At 64.5% G+C, this 17181-nt stretch carries 18 protein-coding genes; 4 read left to right on the top strand and 14 right to left on the bottom strand.

Annotation, left to right across the window (positions count from 1 at the left end):
* Positions 1–47 precede the first annotated feature (47 nt).
* From C4S73_RS13100 to C4S73_RS13040, 13 genes are all read right to left on the bottom strand, one after another.
* Positions 48–1442 (bottom strand): amidohydrolase family protein, encoded by a 1395-nt coding sequence (locus C4S73_RS13100; RefSeq protein ID WP_103872966.1) that lies wholly within the window; start codon positions 1440–1442, stop codon positions 48–50.
* Between the two features lie 31 nt (positions 1443–1473).
* On the bottom strand, positions 1474–3057 hold the full coding sequence (locus C4S73_RS13095; RefSeq protein WP_103872965.1) for an ABC transporter substrate-binding protein: 1584 nt from the start codon (positions 3055–3057) through the stop codon (positions 1474–1476).
* A gap of 236 nt (positions 3058–3293) precedes the next feature.
* Positions 3294–4193 (bottom strand): LysR family transcriptional regulator, encoded by a 900-nt coding sequence (locus C4S73_RS13090; RefSeq protein WP_103872964.1) that lies wholly within the window; start codon positions 4191–4193, stop codon positions 3294–3296.
* Positions 4194–4314: 121 nt separating this feature from the next.
* A complete protein-coding gene (locus tag C4S73_RS13085) occupies positions 4315–5745 on the bottom strand; it encodes an amidohydrolase family protein (RefSeq protein WP_103872963.1) in 1431 nt (476 codons plus the stop codon).
* Positions 5746–5872: 127 nt separating this feature from the next.
* Positions 5873–6685: an aspartate dehydrogenase gene (locus C4S73_RS13080; protein WP_103873259.1), complete on the bottom strand. Its 813-nt coding sequence runs from the start codon at positions 6683–6685 to the stop codon at positions 5873–5875.
* A gap of 68 nt (positions 6686–6753) precedes the next feature.
* A complete protein-coding gene (locus C4S73_RS13075; protein WP_103872962.1) occupies positions 6754–7041 on the bottom strand; it encodes a hypothetical protein in 288 nt (95 codons plus the stop codon).
* A gap of 275 nt (positions 7042–7316) precedes the next feature.
* Entirely contained in the window at positions 7317–7730 is a 414-nt protein-coding gene (locus C4S73_RS13070; RefSeq protein ID WP_160115764.1) for a globin domain-containing protein, read from the bottom strand.
* A 169-nt stretch (positions 7731–7899) separates the two neighbouring features.
* Entirely contained in the window at positions 7900–8628 is a 729-nt protein-coding gene (locus tag C4S73_RS13065; RefSeq protein WP_103872960.1) for an amino acid ABC transporter ATP-binding protein, read from the bottom strand.
* Positions 8625–9281 carry an amino acid ABC transporter permease gene (locus C4S73_RS13060; RefSeq protein ID WP_103872959.1) on the bottom strand — a complete coding sequence of 219 codons (657 nt, stop codon included), beginning with the start codon at positions 9279–9281 and terminating at the stop codon, positions 8625–8627. Before C4S73_RS13060 ends, C4S73_RS13065 begins: the two co-directional genes overlap by 4 nt.
* A gap of 1 nt (position 9282) precedes the next feature.
* On the bottom strand, positions 9283–10005 hold the full coding sequence (locus C4S73_RS13055; protein WP_103872958.1) for an amino acid ABC transporter permease: 723 nt from the start codon (positions 10003–10005) through the stop codon (positions 9283–9285).
* A 119-nt stretch (positions 10006–10124) separates the two neighbouring features.
* Positions 10125–11000 carry an amino acid ABC transporter substrate-binding protein gene (locus C4S73_RS13050; protein WP_103872957.1) on the bottom strand — a complete coding sequence of 292 codons (876 nt, stop codon included), beginning with the start codon at positions 10998–11000 and terminating at the stop codon, positions 10125–10127.
* A gap of 18 nt (positions 11001–11018) precedes the next feature.
* A complete protein-coding gene (locus tag C4S73_RS13045; protein WP_103872956.1) occupies positions 11019–12191 on the bottom strand; it encodes an aminotransferase class V-fold PLP-dependent enzyme in 1173 nt (390 codons plus the stop codon).
* Entirely contained in the window at positions 12191–12916 is a 726-nt protein-coding gene (locus C4S73_RS13040) for an aspartate/glutamate racemase family protein (protein WP_103872955.1), read from the bottom strand. The genes C4S73_RS13045 and C4S73_RS13040 overlap by 1 nt, the downstream gene beginning before the upstream one ends.
* Positions 12917–13006: 90 nt before the next feature.
* Between C4S73_RS13040 and C4S73_RS13035 the strand changes: the two genes are divergently transcribed.
* Positions 13007–14359: an aminotransferase-like domain-containing protein gene (locus tag C4S73_RS13035; RefSeq protein ID WP_160115763.1), complete on the top strand. Its 1353-nt coding sequence runs from the start codon at positions 13007–13009 to the stop codon at positions 14357–14359.
* A 21-nt stretch (positions 14360–14380) separates the two neighbouring features.
* On the opposite strand, the gene C4S73_RS13030 is transcribed toward C4S73_RS13035, so the two are convergent.
* The gene (locus C4S73_RS13030) at positions 14381–14818 is read right to left on the bottom strand and encodes an Lrp/AsnC family transcriptional regulator (RefSeq protein ID WP_103872953.1); all 438 of its coding nucleotides are present in this window, start codon (positions 14816–14818) and stop codon (positions 14381–14383) included.
* A gap of 126 nt (positions 14819–14944) precedes the next feature.
* On the opposite strand from C4S73_RS13030, the gene rocF reads away from it, so the two are divergent.
* Genes rocF through C4S73_RS13015 form a run of 3 tightly spaced genes read left to right on the top strand, consistent with a single transcriptional unit; the run spans position 14945 to position 17145 of the window.
* The gene (gene rocF / locus C4S73_RS13025; protein ID WP_103872952.1) at positions 14945–15865 is read left to right on the top strand and encodes an arginase; all 921 of its coding nucleotides are present in this window, start codon (positions 14945–14947) and stop codon (positions 15863–15865) included.
* A gap of 5 nt (positions 15866–15870) precedes the next feature.
* On the top strand, positions 15871–16923 hold the full coding sequence (locus C4S73_RS13020; protein ID WP_103872951.1) for an ornithine cyclodeaminase: 1053 nt from the start codon (positions 15871–15873) through the stop codon (positions 16921–16923).
* A gap of 12 nt (positions 16924–16935) precedes the next feature.
* Positions 16936–17145 (top strand): hypothetical protein, encoded by a 210-nt coding sequence (locus C4S73_RS13015; RefSeq protein ID WP_103872950.1) that lies wholly within the window; start codon positions 16936–16938, stop codon positions 17143–17145.
* Positions 17146–17181 lie beyond the last annotated feature (36 nt).

The raw sequence follows: 17181 nt of genomic DNA, 5'->3' as shown, positions 1-17181 counted from the left end.
CCGAACCGTCCCGGGTTTGATGGGTTGTTTTTGCCCGTGCGCTGCGCTCAGGCGTCGAGCCAGCGCAATTCGCCGGGCGGCGGCGTGATGTCGGGATTGGCGGCGATCATGCGTTCCCACACGGCCTGCGTCACGGCCTGCGCCTCGTCGAGCAGGGCCTGTTCGTCGATCGTCAGCACCTTGCGGTCGCGCATCACGAATTCGCCGTCGACGATGACCGAATGGGCCAGGCCGGGATGGCCGTAATGCACGATGTTCGAGACGAGCCGGATGATCGGCCGCATCGCCGGCGTCTTCAGGTCGATGATGGTGAGATCCGCCTTCATGCCCGGCCGGATCGCGCCGATATCGGCCTGCGCACCGACGCTGCGGGCGGCGTTGACGGTGATCATGTCGAGCACCTCCTGCCCGCTGGGGCTGGTGCCGCCCTCGAACTCGCGCCCGCGGCCGGTGCGATGCACGATCGAGCCGATCGCCATCGCCTGGAACATGTCCTCGCTCATATTGTCGGTGCCGAGCACGATCTCGACCCCGGCATCGCGGATCAGCCCGATCGGGACCTTGTGCAGGCCACGTCGTGAAGAACTGGCAGGGCAGTGCACCATCCTGACCCCGCGAGCGGCAAGCAACTCGATGTCTTCAGGCGTGCAATAGGTCCAATGCGCGCTCGTTAGATCGGGACCGAGGAAGCCCTCGCGGTCGAGATAGCCGGCCGGCGTCAGGCCGTGGGCGGCCTTGACCGCGGCGACCTCGCCGGTGCTTTGCGCGAGATGGCAGGTGCGTGTCAGCCCGTACAGGCGAGACAGGTCCATGAGCTTGCGGAGCATGGCGGGCGAGCAGTTGTCGGGCGCATGCGCCGCGATCTGGCAATTGACCCGGCCGTTGCGTGCGCCATGCCAGTCTTCGACCAGCTTCTGCGTGCGGTCGAGGAAGGTCTGGCCGAAGGCCTCGTCGATGCCGTATTCGCCGAAACGGATCTTGCGCGTGTCGATGTCGGCGCAGCTTTCCGAGAGCCAGAGCCGCAGGCCCGTATCGGCCATCGCGCCCGCATAGGAGGTGACATGGCGAAAGGGGTCGACCAGCGTCGTCGTGCCGCTGCGGATCGCCTCCAGGCAGCCGAGTGCCGCCATCACGGCCCGCTCATGGTCGCTCATCGTGTAGGAGACCGGAGACATGTAGCGATAGATGATCTCGCCGCCCCAATCCTCCACCGTGCCTCTGAGAGAGGTCAGCACCGTGTGGGTATGCGCATTGATGAACCCGGGCAGTACTGCAAGCCCGCGTCCCGACATGCGCTCGCAATCGCGATAGTTGGCTTCGAGCTCCGCTGTTTCGCCGACCGCCACGATGCGATTCCCGGCGATGGCGACCGCGCCGCGCTCGATGATGCGCCGCTCCTCGTCGCAGGTGACGATGGTCGTGTCGGTGATCAGCAGGTTCATCGCGCGCTTCCCATCGGGTGCGACCTTGCGGTCAGCCCCGCTTCACATTCCAGAACACCGGCGTGCCGTTCATCATGCCGGTCAGGTCGCTGCGGAAGAGGGTCGGCTGCTTGTATTGTCCAATCGGATAATACGGCACCTCTTCGAAGGCGAGCTTCTGCATCTCGCTGCTGATGCGCACCTGCTCGGCGAGATCGGCCACGCCCGTCCACTGCGTGCGCAGGGCCTCCATCTTCGGGCTGACATACCAGCCTGGAAACGCGCCATCGCCACGCAGGGTCGAGTGCACCAGCGGGTTGAGCCAGTCCATGCCCTGCCAATTGCCCACGAAGGCGTTCCAGCCGCCCTGGTCGGCCGGCCCCTTATTGGTCCGGCGCTTGAGCACCGAACCGAAATCGAGCGCGGTATATTCGACATTCATGCCGGCCTGCTTCATGACGTCGGCCGCGATGTCGCCGAGCGGTTTCTGAGCCAGCGAGTCTGCGGGTACCAGCAGGACGACCTTCTCGCCGGCATAGCCGGCAGCCTTGAGGTCGCGCTTGACCTTGTCGTAGTCGCGCGGACCGCGGAACACGTCGAGCCCGATATCGCTGCCCATCGGCGTGCCCGGCGTGAAATAGCCGAGCGGGCTCTGGCGGAACGCGGGATCGTCACCCGCGACGGCGATCATGAAGGCCTCCTGGTCGATCGCGCCGAGCATGGCGCGGCGGATCGCCGGGTTGTCGAAGGGCGGCAGCAAATGGTTCACACGCATCTGGCAGGTGAAGCCGAGCGGATCGAGCACGGCGGTGCGCACCGCCTTGCTGCGCTGGACGATAGGCAGCAGATCGTGCGGCATGGCTTCTTGCCAGTCCTGCTCTCCCGCCTGCACGGCCGAGGTGCCGGTCGCAGCGTCCGGCATCGTCGTCCACTCGACGCGATCGAAGTTCACGAGCTTCGGGCCCGAGGTCCAATCCGGGGTACCACCCTCACGCGGCTTGTAGCCCTCGAAGCGGCTATAGACGTTGCGAGCGCCGGGCACCCGCTCGTCGGCCTTGTAGCGGAACGGCCCGCTGCCGACGACCTCCGGAATGAGCTTGAACGGATCGGTATTGGCCAATCGTTCGGGCATCATGAAGCAGACCGGCGCCGAGACCTTGCCGAGCGCGTAGGGCAGATAGGGGAAAGGCGCCTTGAGACGGAAGCGGATCGTCCTGTCGTTGGGCGCCGAGAGCTCGTCGGTCGCCTGCATCAGCGCGTCGCCGGCCGCGTCCCGTTTCGCCCAGCGCCTGATGCTGGCGACACAGTCCCTGGCGAGAACCTTTTCGCCATCGTGCCAGAGCAGGCCGTCGCGCAGCGTCAGGTTCCAGAGCTTGCCGTCGTTCTCGACGGTATGGCCCTCGACCATCTGGGGCGAGATCTCGAGCTTGGTGTTCATGCCATAGAGCGTGTCGAACACCATGAAACCATGGGTCCGCGAGACCTGTGCGGTCGCATAGATCGGGTCGGTGAAGGCAAGGTCGATCACCGGGACGAAGCGCAGGGTCGTCGCCGAGGCGGCACGCACCAGCGCAGGGCGCGAAACCAGGGTCGTGGCAGCCGTGCCTGCGATGAAGTGGCGGCGATTCAGCATCATGGGCCTTTCGGGGGCAGCGGACATGGTTTCAGGCGCGACAAGGCGACCGCGACGATGCGGGGCGCAAAGACGATAGGGAAAGGAACTCGGGACATCCGGCGCTGCCGCAGGCTGCGCAGCCGCAACAGTGAGACAGATGGAAAGGCCGGGCAATGGCCGCGCCTATGCTTTATTCGGGCCAGCCATTTGCGCCACGAATACCGCCGAGCTTGCGGCCCGCCAGGTCAGTTCGTTTGCTAGGCGAGTTTTCCGGCGACCTCGCCGACCACGACGCGAACCTCGCGCAGGAAGGCTTCCGCCGCGCGCGAGAGCGGCCGCTTGCGCGAACTCACGACGGAGGCTGAGACCTGGACGGCGGGTTCGAAAGCACGGATCGCCAGATTGTAGTGGCCGCTGAACAGCGGCGAGAGCGGATCGACCACGGCGACGCCGACGCCGCTTTCGGCGAGCACGCAGGCGGTATTGCAGTAACGCACCTCGACGGCGAAGCTGAATGGCTCTCCGGCTTCGACGAAAGCCTGCCGCACGAGTGTGCCCATCTTTGTGCCCCGTTCCAGCGCGATGAACGGCACGCCGGCCAGATCCTTTGGGTGAATCGTGTTCTTCTGCGCCAGGGGATGTTCGGGCCGCATCACGCAGACCATGCGCTCGGAGAAGAACACCTCGGCATTGAGCGCGCGGTTTTCGTTCAGGCCCATCACGAAGCCGAGTTCGGCCACGCCGTTCTCGACGCTGTCGATGACATGCTCGAAGCGGCGCACGTCGAAGAACACCCGCATCTTCGGCCGCTTGGCGAGGAAGCTGCCGAGCGCGCGGGGAATGACGCTGTAACCCAGCGGCGGTGTGGCGATCAGCCGGACATGTCCGGCCCGGTTTTCCTTCAGATCCTGAACCTTCGCCTCCAGCGCGGCATGCATCTGAAAGATCGGATCGGAGTCCTGGTAAATCGCCCGCGCTTCGGCTGTTGGGAACAGGCGGTTGTTGACGCGCTCGAACAGCGGAAAGCCGACCTGGCTTTCGAGATGCTTGATCGCGTTGCTCACGGCCGGCTGCGACAGGCCCAGTTCCTGGGCAGCCCTGACGGTCGTCTCGCAGCGGACGACGGCACGCAGCAGTTCGATCTGACGCAGGTTCATATTCTCACTCTGAATAGAGCAGGGGGCACTCTATTTCAGCAGCAAATCATATGCCAGCCCGGGCGAAGGGTTCGCTGCAGCCAGTGAGCTGTCATGGCGCGCCCGGTGGAATTGGTGTCGTTCAGGTCCAGCGCAGGCTCGGCGGCGCGAGTTCGTCGACCGAGCGCCCCGCCCAGTCCAGTGACGAAGCCTTGGCCAGGGCGCGCCGCTGCGCCTCCTCCAGCCCGGCCGATGCCGCCTGATAGTCCATCGTCAGGACCTTGCCGTCGGCAACGACCTGCCGGCCGGCGACGAAGACATGGGCGACCGCTCGGTCGGCCGCGGCATTGATCAGGCTCTTCAGCGGGTCCCGCGTCGGCCGCATCATCGGATGCGTCAGGTCGACCATGACGAGATCGGCCTGCGCGCCCTTTGCGAGGCGCCCGATATCGCTACGCCCGAGCAGTTTCGCCCCGCCCAGCGTCGCCGCACGGAAGACCTGGCCCGTCGTCACCGCCGCGTGGCTCTCGGCCGTGATGCGCGCGAACATGCCGGCATGGCGCAATTCCTCCAGCATGTTGTGGGGGAAGGTGTCGGTGCCGATGCCGACATTGACGCCGGCTGCGAGATAGCTGCCGAGATCGCGCAGCGTCACCCCGCGCCGCCCGAACACGGTGGGGCAATGCGCGACCGAGGTGCCGGTCTCGACGAGCCTCTGGATATCGGTGCGTGTCGGCCAGCGCAGCCAGGGATGATGATCGAGGAAGATCGCATGTGCGATCGAGGCATTGGGCCCAAGGAATCCTAGGGAATCGAGCCATTGCACGGCGCTCATGCCGGTGCGCCGGACCATTTCGTGGAATTCGACGATGGCCTGGCCGGCATGGGTCTGGATCGGAATCCCGCGCTCGCGGGCGGCATGGATCGAGGCGCGCAGCAGCTCGTCGGTGCAGGTGTCGATCTGCGCCGGGCAGACCATGCCCGAAAGCCTGCCTGATTCATGGGCGAGCGCCGCATCGATCACCGTCAGCGCCTCGTCCATCGCCTTGGCGCCGGCAGCGTCGTCGAGCTCGTATTCGACCGTGTAGCCGTTGCGCGTGAACCAGCGCCCGTTGCGGTACATCGGCGCCATCACCATGCGCAGCCCGCTCGCCGCCGCACGGTCGAGCCAACCGGGGCTCGGGAACGACAGGTCGACCAGCGTCGTGACGCCCGACATCAGCAGCTCCGACCAGGCGACATGGTTCAGATGCGGAATGCCCTCGGCATCGGCGCGAAACAGCCAGAGGAACTCGTATAGCGAGGAGTTGTAGAGTTTCGGGGTGCCGACCTCGTCGGTCATGCCCTTGTTGCCCGGCTCGCTCGACGGGTGCGAATGGACGTCGACAAGGCCAGGCATCACCATGAAGCCACGCCCGTCGATCTCGCGGGTCACAGGACCGCTCCAGCCTTCGCCGACATGCAGGATGCCGGTCTCGTCGAAGACGACGTCGGCGTCGCGGCGATAGACCTGGTCGTCGGCGTCCGCGTCATAGGCGATGACGATTTCGGCGCGGGAGATGCGGATTGTCATGGTCTGAGGTCCTGTAGGCGGCATATGGTTTGGATTCTGCAACTCATCCCCGGAGAAGGCCGTCATTCCGGGCGCAGCGCAGCGAAGACCCGGAATGACGCTCTGATGTTCGCCGGAACGGCAACCTTCAGAGCTCGACCTGTTGAAACTGACGTTCCAGCGCGGCCCACAGGCTATAGGCGGTCAGCATGGACGTCTTCGGGTTGTCCGGGGACGGTGTATTGGCGAAGCTCATCCTGGCCTGGCCAAGCGCCCCGTCAATGTCGAGTTCGTGAGTGTTTCTGACCACCAGGGGGTCCGCGATCACCTTGACCGTTACCTTGTCCAACCCGACCGCAAGCGCGATCGAAAAGGCCACGTTGAGGTTGCGCGGATAGCGTTGCGCAGCTGCTGCGGCGCTGCCCTCGAAAAGCAGGACCTCCGAGCGCAGCCCATCGGCATCATGCCCGATCGCGGCGAGCTCTTCCCGAAAAGAGGCCGGCGGCTTGCGTGAGGTGTAGCAGACTCGCGTCGAGGGATGGCCCGCGACCGCCCGCAGGTAATCGAGGCCGCCGATAGCCCCGGCCGGCAGGCTCAGCCTCGTGCCACCCTTCTGCGCAGCGTTTGCAAGACGCGCGAACAGCTCAGGATCGGCAAGGGCTCCCGTCGAGGCCATGATGACGGGGATGCCGGCTTCCAGCACATCGGGAAGATATTCCGCGGCAGCCTGCTGTCCGGCGGCCTCGACGACGATGTCAGGCCGTACTGCCACGAGGCTCGCGATCGTGGAAACCACTGCGACCCCGGCCGGCACGGTTTTCCGCGACGGCGAATCCGCCCGCAGAAGAAGCGTGATCTGTGCAGTCCGGCCATCTGACGACAGCATGCGATGTAGGTCATGGGCTATCGCGCCATATCCGATCAGGCCGATCGAGGCGGTCTCGAGCGTTTTTGTCGCCATCTCAGCTGCCGAGCCCTTCGCCATTTGCCGTGCCGGGTAGCTTAACCGCATCCCGTCGCAGAAGCCTGTCAGGCTGCGCCCTTGAACGCTCTCGTCTGGCAGGTGATGCGGTAGGCATCGTCCCAGTCTTCCTGTCTTTCGGTGGAAAGGAAGAGGCGGTACAGATATTTGCCGAAGCCATGGGTCTCATCCGCCCAGCACCGGCAATAGGCATCCATCGGGAGCTCGGTCACATCCGGCTGCGACCGCAGGCCGGGGCATCGGGCATAGACCTGAGCATGGGATGGCATCGCCATATAGATCCAGCCAAGCAGCGTCACACCCGCGAGAACGGCAATTGCTGCGATGCTGAGCATCGGGTTGTTCCGTCTAGTCATCCAACCCTCGTCTGGAAGACAAACATCCATCGGCACGATTTACAACATGGCGCTGGTCGAACGTCACCGTCCGGGAAACGTTCCTAGCTTAGCAACCGCTACTCAAAGGTGAAGTCCGCGAACGCGACCTGCGACTTCGCCGACGCGGCTTGGCCCGCAAGGATGCGGGTCATCTTCGGGCGCCCCCGTCCATCGTCAGCTGCGTGTTTCGCGTTTCGGCGCCACGCGACTGTCGAGCGGCCTTTTGCAGCACATCAGGAAACGGCTTCCTGCGCCTTGATCATCACGCCTGAGATGTCGCCATATAAAATCTCCCAGGCGAGGCGCGTTTCGTCAGTGAATTCCTTGCCCATGGACGTTTGCAAGGTCCAGATCAGCGCTTCGCCGACACTCGCGTAATGCTTGGCTTCGACGCCATAATTTCTGTGGTTGCGCCCAAGTTTTTTCAGGAAGGCGGTCAAACCCGGGCGGTCGTTGAGCGACGCGATGGCGACCGTAAGACTCTCCATGAGTTTGACGCCTTGGCTGCGGATGTCCGTCTTGAAGAGCGCGCGCGTCTCCGGGGCAATCTCGAACAGCCGCCCGTAAAAAAGCTCGGCACTTTCGGCCTGCCGTCGATGGAGATGAGCAAAGCTCTCTCTGATCAGCTGGGTTTGGTGCGGGGTCACGTTCACATTCTCCAACGGTAGCATCGGGAGATGGATTGGAACGCCGAGAATCTGCCGTACTGATTGATGATTATGCAAGCGAACGATGACCGTTTCGTCAACAGGCAGCCTGGGAATCATCCAGCACGGCTGTTTCGTGAAGCGCGTTTGCGGTTGCCCCTACAAGCACTCAGTGATGCAGGATCTTCGATAGAAAGCGCGCCGCCCGCTCGCTGACGGGTTTGTCGAAGAAGGCGGCTGTCTTGGCGTCCTCGACGATCGCTCCCGCGTCCATGAACAGTACCCGGTCGGCGACGCGCCGGGCGAAGCCCATTTCATGGGTGACGACGACCATGGTCATGCCGTCCTTGGCAAGTTCCGTCATGACATCGAGCACCTCGTTGATCATCTCGGGATCGAGAGCCGATGTCGGTTCGTCGAACAGCATGGCGATCGGATCGAGAGCGAGCGCGCGGGCGATCGCGACGCGCTGTTGCTGGCCGCCGGAGAGCGTCGAGGGAAAGCGGTCGGCATGGGAGCGCAGACCGACCCGATCGAGCAGTTCGAGCGCGCGCGCCCTGGCTGCATCCTCGCTGCGCTTCAGCACGTGAAGCTGGGCCAGGCAGATGTTTCCGACCACGCTCATATGCGGATAGAGCTCGAAGGACTGGAAGACCATGCCAATGCGGGAGCGCAATTTCGGCAGGTTGGTCGCGGGATCGCCCACGGAAATGCCGTCGACGCTGATCGTACCCTTCTGGAACGGCTCGAGTCCGTTGACGCATTTGATCAGCGTACTCTTGCCGGAGCCTGAAGGCCCGCAGATCACCACGACCTCGCCCTTCTCGATTTGGGTCGAGCAATCATCGAGAACCTGGGTCGACCCGTACCATTTGCTGAGATGCTCGAGGGTGATCACGGGGCAATCCTTCGCTGCAGCAGGCCGACAGCCTGGGACGCAGTCCAGCAGATGACGAAAAACACGACGGCGACGAGGAGATACATCTCCGTCAGCCGGTTATCGCGGCCGCCGATGAGATCGGCGGCGGTGAGGAAGTCGCGCAGGCCGATGACATAGACCAGCGAGGTGCTCTTGAAGACGTTGATGGACTGCATCAGCAGCACCGGCAGCATGGCCCGGAAGGCCTGCGGCAGAATGATGAAACGCATGCACTGCGCCTGCGTCAGGCCGCTCGCGAGCCCGGCCATGACCTGGCCGCGGCGCACGCCCTCGATGCCGGAACGGATGATCTCGCAGAAATACGCGGCCTCGAACAGGATGAAGCCGATCACTGCCGAATAGAAGCCGCCTACCGGGTGGCCGACCGCTATCGGCACCAGGAAATAGAACCAGAAGATGAGCAGGACGAGCGGCAGCGAGCGCAGCAGGTCGACATAGGCACCTGCCAGGTTCCGGAACAGGCGCGAGCGCGACAGCCGCATGACCGCGAGCACGATCCCGAGCGCAATGCCGCCGAGAATGCCGAGAGCCGTCAGCAGCAGCGTAACCTGCATGCCCTCCCAGAGCAGCGGCAGGGCTTTGACGATGACGTTGAAGTCGAAGGCACCCATCTCAGTGCGTCCCGGCCGCCAGCGTGCCCGCCAGACGCGCACGTCGTTCGACCCGCCGCATCAGGAAGGCGATGAGAAAGCTGATCGAGGCATAGATCAGGCTCGCGGCCGCGAAGGCTTCGATCGACTGGTAGGTATAGTCCGCGACCGCACGGGCGCGCGCTGTCAGCTCAAGGACTCCGATGGTCAGCGCCAACGACGAATTCTTGAAGACGTTGAGAAACTCGTTGGTCAGCGCCGGGATCGTCAGACGGTAGGCGAGCGGGAGCAGGATGAAACGATAGACCTGCGCCAGCGTCAGTCCGGTCGCGAGCCCGGCGCTGGCCTGGCCGCGCCCGGCAGTATTGATACCCGCACGGACCTGCTCGGCAACGCGACAGGCGGTGTAGAGGCCGAGGCTGATGACGGCCATGGTGAATTCGGGATGAGGCAGGTCGCGCTTCAGCCAGCGCCCCATCTCTCGCGGCAACAGTTCCGGCAGCACGAAGTAGAACAGGAAGATCTGCACGAGCAGCGGGATGTTGCGGAAGATTTCGACATAGGTCGCCCCGATCGCGCGCGCGATCGGCGAGGGCAATGTGCGCATGACGCCGATCACCGAGCCCAGGGCGAGCCCGATGATCCAGGCCGCTGCCGAGACGAGCACGGTCCAGCCGAGGCCGGACAGGAGCCAGCCGAGATAGGGGTCGGCAAAGAGCACCGACCAGTTCCAGTTGTAGCGCATGCGCGTCGTTTCGGGTGGTTTGGCAGCTTCGGGCGAAATTGCCCGATGGCGGAGCTAAGGCCTCGGGTAAGGTTTGGCGGGCGCTGTCCGGATCAAGCCGGATAGCGCTCCGTCCCGCATCAATCCGGATAGTTCTGCATCGACATCAGCAGCTTCAGCTCCGGGCTGAGCGGCTGGCCGATCGTCGACATCCACTTGGTGTAGATCTGCTCCCATTCGCCGCTGCGATAGAGATCGGCGAGGACACGATTGCCGAGCGATCGGAAGGCTGAATCATCGCGGCGGATCACCACTGCATAGGGATCGAACGACAAAAGCCGGCCGACGACGGCGTATTGATCCGGGTTTTTCGCCTTGGCGATCAGGCCGTATTCGACGACCTCATCGGTCATATGCGCATCGGTGCGGTCGGTCTCGAGCGCGATCCACCCCTGCGGCTGGTCCTTGGTCGATAGAACCTTGATGCCGAGATTGAGCTTCTGGTTGAGCTCGTTCAGCACCTTCTCGTTGGTCGTGCCCTGATTGGCCGAGACGACCTTGCCCTTGAGGTCCTCGATTTCCTTGATGCCGCTGTTCTTCTTCACCAGCAGCCGATTGCCGGTGACGAACATCGTATTGAGGAAATCGACCTGCTTTTGCCGCGAGAACGTATTGGTGGTCGTGGCGCAGACCAGGTCGACCGTGCCGTTGACGAGCAGGGGCGTGCGGGTCTGTCCGTTGACGGCCTGATACTTGATCGTGAGGTTGTCCAGCTTCAGTTCGGCCTTCGCAGCCGCTGCGATCTTGTTGCAGATGTCGATGGAGTAACCCAGCGGCTTGCCGTCGGCGCCAAAGGAGGCGAAGGGCGGCGAATCCTCGTTATGGCCGATGATGATCGTGCCGCTGTCCTTGATCTTCTTCAGCGCGCCGTAGAATTCCTGCGCGGATGCGCTGCCGAGTGTCAGTGCGAATGCGGCACCGAGAATGGCGCCGGCGACGATGGCTGTCTTGGTCATGTCTCTCCCCTTTTTCGTTCACGCGGTTCTGGCAAGCTTGCTGCAGATCTCCGCGAGTTTCTCGTAATCGCCGATCTCGTTGTAGGCGTGGGCGGAAACTCGCACCCAGATGCCGCTTGGATGGGCATGGAGCGGCGCGTCCGTCGCGAATTCATCGAGCAGCCGGCCGCGCAGGGCGGTCGCACGTTCCTTGGTGAAGGGACCGCTCTGAAGCGGCAATCTGACCATCGCCATTGCAGCTTCATGCCCGGCATTGCCGACCGTCGTTCCCAGATGTCCGGCCAGGAGTTCGCCAGCCTCGCGGGCCAACGCGATGTTGCGATGGCGCAGCGCTTGGCCACCAAGGTGCTCATGGAAGGCGAGCGCAGCCTCGATCGAGAGCTGGGCGGTTGCATCGCGCGTGCCGGTCCAGTCGAATTCCGCGAGATAGCCGCCGCCAAAGCCATGCGAGATCGTGGTCGGGTGGAGGTTCGCCTGCCTGTCGCGGCGCGCCCAGAGGAAGGCGCAGCCCTTTGGAGCGGCAAGCCATTTATGGCAGTTGCCGACATACCAATCGGCATCGATCGCCGGGAGGTCGATCTCGACCTGGCCGGGACCATGGGCGCCGTCGACGAGCAGCGGCACGCCGGCCTCGCGGCAGATGCGCGCGATGTCCGCGACCGGCAGGACCAGCGCGCTTGGCGACGTCACATGGTCGATGATCGCGATCCGCGTCTGCGGCGTCAGGCAGGCGGCGAAGCGCCCGACGAAGCCGCCCGGATCGACATCCGGAAATTGCAGCTCGGCGATGACGACGCGCGCGCCGGTCCGTGCCGCAACATAGCGGGCGGTGTTGGCGACCGCGCCATAGGCCTGGCCGTGCAGGAGGATGTCGTCGCCGGGCTTGAGATCGAGCGAACGCAGCACCGCATTGCAGCCGGTCGTGGCATTGTCGACGAAGGTGACGTCCTGCCCTTCCACCTTGAGGAAGGCGGCAAGTGCCGTCGCGCTCGCCCGCAGGGCATTGGGAAGGATGCTGCGCATGAAGACGCTCGGCTGCGCCTCCATTTTGTCGCGCCAGGCGGTCTGCGCGGCCATGACCACCTTGGGCGTCGCGCCGAAAGCGCCATGGTTGACGGTGAGCTGCGACCAGTCGAGTGCCCATTCATGGCGCACGGCCTGCCCCAGCGGAATCGTGGATGTGCCGTGCATCAGTGGTGTCCCATCATGGCTGCGAGGGGAGCCGGCGCCAGGGCGCGGTCGACGGCGGCCTGCGCATGCAGTGCCGTGGTGTCGAAGACCGGCAGGTCGCTGTCGGCCTGCGAGAGCAGGAGATCGAGCTCGGTACAGCCGAGAATGACCCCGTCCGCGCCTCGGGCCCGCGCCGCGTCGATAATGGCCATGCACTGTGCTTTCGAGGCGGGCTCGACCACGCCCTGACAGAGCTCTCGATAGATGATGTCGTGAACGATACGCTCTTCGTCTGCCGTCGGCCGGACGAGGTCGAGCTCGTGCCTGTCCAGCATGCGGCCGCGATAGAATGCCTCTTCCATGGTGAAGCGCGTGGCCAGCAGCAGGGGGCGGCGGCTCGGCGTGGCCTTGATCGCGGCGGCGGCGATGTCCGCGATGTGAACGATCGGGATCGAGATCGCTGCGGCCACATCGTCGGCGAGCTTGTGCATGGTGTTGGTGCAGATGAGCAGCATGTCGGCGCCGGCGCGTTCGAGCGCGCGAGCGCCGTCGATCATCAGCTCTCGCAGCGCCTGCCAGTCGCCAGCGGCCTGCTTGCTGGCGACATCCTGGAACTCAGCCGACCAGAGCACGATCTTTGCCGAATGCAGCCCGCCGAGCCTCGCGCGAACGCCCTCGTTGATCAGCTTGTAGTAAACGGCGGAGCTTTCCCAGCTCATGCCTCCGAGCAACCCGATCGTCTGCATCGTCCGCGCTCCCTCACGCTCTGACGATGCGACGGTGTTGGCTGATCCGACAAGCTCATTGTATGCCATACAATGAGGGGGATGGTTGAGATGTGGATACCCGAGCTTGAGCCGAGCCGGCCGGTCTACCGCGCCATCGCGGAAGCGATTGCGCAGGATGTCGCGCGGGGCCGTCTCGCCACCGGCGACAGGCTGCCGGCGCAGCGCGATCTGGCGCGGGCGCTCTCGCTCAATCTGTCGAGCGTGACGAAAGCCTACCGCCTTGCCTTCGAACTCGGCCTGGTCAACGGCGAGACGGGGCGGGGCACTTTCGTGCGTGCGGGCGATCCGGCGCGCATCCCCTGGCCATCGGGCGAAAACAGCGTCAGCATCGATTTCGCCTCGAACTTCCCGATGCCGGTCGACCCATCGGACGATGTCGTGCAGCTCTGCCAGGACATGGCACGATACGAAGTCGGTGCCCGGTTGTTCGACTATGCGCCGCGCGGAGCCGTGAACGACGATATCGCGTCGGCCGCGCTCTGGCTGGAGGGCCTTGGCGTCCCCACACGCCCGGATGGCATCCTGCTGACCTCGGGCGCGATCAATGGCGTCTTCGCTTGCCTGCTCGCTCTCGCCAAACCCGGTGAAACGGTGCTCTGCGAGGAACTGACCTCCCCGGGCCTCGTCAGCTGCGCGCGGATGATGGGGTTGAAGCTCGTCGGAATCCCCATGGACCGCGACGGTATGAAGGTGGACGCCTTCGAGCGCATCGCGAGCGAGACGGGCGCGCGCGTAGCCGTCCTCAACCCGACATTGCACAACCCGACCTTGACCGATCTGTCACCGAAACGGCGCGAGCGGCTTGCAGCCCTCGCGACGCGCTCCGGCATCATGATCGTCGAGGACGAGGTCTATGCACCTTTGCTGGGCACCCCGCCCCAGCCATTGGCGGCGCTGGCGCCAGATGCCGTCTGCTATGTCACGAGCTTCTCCAAAGCCGTGCTGCCGGGCCTCCGTATCGGCTATATCAGCGCTCCCCCTGCGATAGCCGAGCGGCTGCGCAATGCGATCCGGGTCAGCACCTGGATGCCGTCACCGATGCTGGCGAGCCTCGCATCGCGCTGGGTTCGGGACGGCACCGCCAGGCGGCTGATCGGGAAGCGCCGCGCCGCCGGGCTGCAGCGGATTAATGTCGCCCGGCGCATTCTGGGCTCGCATGAGCTGGCGTCGCGCGATGACGGGCTGCATGTCTGGCTGACCCTGCCGCAGCCCTGGCGCGGCGACGAGTTCGCGACCTATGCAGGAGCGCGCGGGCTGACGGTGATGCCGTCGCAGGATCTCGCCGCGAACTCGACGAGCGGCATTCAGGCGCTCCGCCTGAGTCTGGGCGCCGAGCCCAGCCTGGAGCGCCTCGAACAGGGTCTCTCGCGGATCGATCGCATCCTGCGAGGGCGGGAGTAGCTGAACTGCGCATCGAAGCCTTCAAAGCCTAGCCTTCGCGCTTCGCGGCGTAGCCAGCAGCAGGCTGGTCTCGCTGCCGGTGATGCCGGGAACCAGGCGGATGCGGCGCAGGACCTTGTCGAACTCGATGAGATCTGACGTTCCGAGCTCGACGATGAGATCCCATTTCCCATTCGTCGTGTGAACGCTCGATATTTCCGAGAAGCCGCTGAGTTCGCGGATCACGGCGTCGGCTGCGTGCCCCGCAATCTCGATCAGCATGATGCCCCTGACCGGAAGCTCTATCGCATCGGAACGCAGAATGACGGTGAAGCCGATGATGTCGCCATTCTGCCGGAGCCGTTCCATTCGCGAACGGACCGTGGCGCGCGTCGTGCCGAGCGCTCCGGCGAGATCGGAAACGCTCATGCGGCCGTCATGGCGAAGCAGCGTGACGAGACGGTGATCGAACGAATCCATCGGTGCCCAATTCGGTCAGTTGGTCTGATCAAAACGATAAAAGAGCGGCACAGATAATGCAATTTGGCTGCTTCAAACTGCCGGGAAATTGCGCTCGAATGGGCGCATTCCAGAAGGTGTCTACACATGCATTGCAAGATCATTGGCGCGCCCGTCGAGGTGGGAACTGACCGCATCGGCTGCGCGCTCGGCCCACAGGCTCTGCGCGCCGCCGGTCTGCGCGAGGCCCTGGAGGCACTCGGCCATGTCGTCGAGGATCTGGGCGATATCGTTCCCGACGCGCCGGTCCCGGTTTCGCATCCGAATGCCGCCGTCAGGCATCTGCCGGCGATCGCGGCCTGGACGGCGGCCATTGCCGAGGCGTCGTTCCGCGCCGGGGATTCAGGCTTTCCGATCTTTCTTGGAGGCGACCACAGTATCTCGGCGGGCACGCTTGCAGGCTTGTCGCGACGCGCGGCCGAGCGGGGCCGGCCGCTCTTCGTGCTCTGGATCGATGCGCATCCGGATTTTCACACGCTCGATACGACGACGAGCGGCAACCTTCACGGCGTGCCGCTCGCCTATGCCTGCGGCCGACCGGGTTTCGCGGGCTATCTCCCGCCTGTCGAGGCGCTGATCGACCCGAAGCGGGTCTGTACGCTCGGCATCCGGAGCGTCGATCCGGCCGAGCAGGCCGCGCTGGCAGATGCCGGCGTCATGACCTGTGACATGAGCGCGATCGACCGTCACGGCATCGCGGTTCTCATCGAGCGCTTCCTGGAACGTGCGCGGCGCGAAAATGGGCTGCTGCATGTCAGCCTCGATGTCGATTTCCTCGATCCGGCGGTCGCACCTGCTGTGGGGACGACCGTTCCGGGCGGGGCGACCTTCCGGGAGGCCCATCTGGCGATGGAACTGCTCCATGAGAGCAATCTCGTCACCAGCCTCGACATCGTCGAACTCAATCCCTTGCTGGACGATCAGGGGCGCACCGCCGCGCTGATGGTCGATCTGGCGGGAAGCCTGTTCGGTCGCCGCATCCTCGGCCGTGCAGCCCAAGCCGCGTGAAAACCATGACCGCAAAACTCAACGTCGTTCCCTTCGTCAGCGTCGATCGCATGATGACGCTGGTCCATCATATCGGCATCGAGCGCTTTCTGATGGATCTGGCTGATCGCCTCGAGGACGATTTCCGGCGCTGGGAGAGCTTCGACAAGACCCCGCGGGTCGCTTCGCACAGCCTGGAGGGCGTGATCGAATTGATGCCGACGAGCGACGGCAATCATTACGGCTTCAAATACGTCAACGGACATCCCGGCAACACGCGCGACGGACTCCAGACAGTCACGGCCTTCGGCCTGCTTGCCGATGTCGCGACCGGTTATCCGATCCTGCTCAGCGAGATGACGATCCTGACGGCCCTTCGTACGGCCGCGATGTCGGCGGTCGCAGCGAAATATCTCGCGCCACGCGGAGCCTCATGCATGGCGCTGATCGGCAATGGCGCCCAGTCGGAGTTCCAGGCGATGGCCTTCAAGGCCCTGCTTGGCATCAGGGAACTCCGCCTCTTCGACATCGACCCGGCCGCGACCCGCAAATGCGCCGCGAATCTGGCCCGGCACGGCTTCAGGACCACGATCTGCAAGTCCTCGATGGAAGCAGTCGAGGGGGCCCAGATCATCACCACTGTGACGGCGGACAAGCAGTACGCGACGATCCTCAGCGACAACATGGTCGGCGCCGGCGTCCACATCAACGCCGTCGGTGGCGACTGTCCCGGCAAGACCGAAGTGCAGCGCGAGGTGCTGCTGCGGTCGGACATCTTCGTCGAGTATCCGCCGCAGACACGCATCGAAGGCGATATCCAGCAGCTCCCCGCCGACCATCCCGTCAATGAGCTCTGGCGGGTGATCGCGGGTATCGAGCCGGGCCGGCGCGACGGGCGCCAGATCACCCTGTTCGACTCGGTGGGCTTCGCGATCGAGGACTTCTCCGCGCTGTGCTACGTGCATGAGCGCATCCTCGAGACCGGCAATTTTGACGAACTCGATCTCATTGCCGATCCCGATGATCCTCGCGACCTCTTCGGCATGCTGATGCGCTCGCCCGCCGCCGTGGCAGCCTAGGTCGGCGATGCGATGATCGCCTTGGGGCAAGGGGGCATCATGCCGCTGAAACTAGTCGACGAGGCATTGGCGACGCGGCGGCTGCGCCATCTCGACCATCTCGCGCCGGTGAAGCCACAGGACATCTTCATTGCCCTGCCGACGGGCGTGCTGGACCTGGCAGTTCCTGTGACAACCGATGCGATCAGGTCCGTTGTTCGCAGCCACGCATTCAGCGACTGACGATTAGCGGCGCGCGCGCCCACTGGGGGGCCCGGG

This window comes from Allobosea lathyri, from assembly GCF_900108245.1.
In the GTDB taxonomy this organism is placed as follows: Bacteria; Pseudomonadota; Alphaproteobacteria; order Rhizobiales; family Beijerinckiaceae; genus Allobosea; species Allobosea lathyri.
The sequence above is the reverse complement of the archived record's forward strand: the minus strand, read 5'-3'. Positions and strand labels throughout refer to the sequence as shown.